This window comes from Actinospica durhamensis (genome assembly GCF_018139695.1).
GTDB lineage: Bacteria > Actinomycetota > Actinomycetes > Streptomycetales > Catenulisporaceae > Actinospica > Actinospica durhamensis.
Genome location: NZ_JAGSOG010000771.1, coordinates 1 through 434, shown reverse-complemented (window position 1 = coordinate 434; position 434 = coordinate 1). Strand labels below are relative to the sequence as shown.

Genomic DNA, 434 nt, shown 5'->3' with positions numbered 1-434 from the left:
TGGTCCGCTCAGGCAAGCCTGCCCGTCAGCCGCAGTGGCTGTTGTTCAAGGACGACGATGCGTATGCGAGCGATCTGGAAGCGGACGATCTGCTCGCCGATGTGTCGGCGGCCCCAACGGCAGACATCAGGAGGGCCGGCGGCGGTAAAGCCGACAAGAAGAAGCTCAAAGCCCTCCCTGCAAAGCGTGCGCGACGGAAGAACTGGGCCAAGAAGGCCTTGGTCCTGCCCAAAGCGAAAGAGGCGGCTCCGCCTTCCGGCCCCTTCGAGCCCCAGTTGGCCACGCTGGGGGAGGCCCCGCCGCAGGGCGACCAATGGGTCCATGAGATCAAGTGGGACGGGTATCGGATCCTCGCAACGGTCGCCGATGGGGCCGTCCGGCTCTGGTCCCGCAACGCGTTGGAGTGGGCCGACAAGATCCCCGAGATACGCGAC

The 434-nt window shown here is 65.9% G+C and carries 1 pseudogene; it reads left to right on the top strand.

What is annotated here, in order from left to right:
• Window positions 1–434: pseudogene (locus tag KDL01_RS42145) on the top strand (ATP-dependent DNA ligase); the annotation flags it as partial.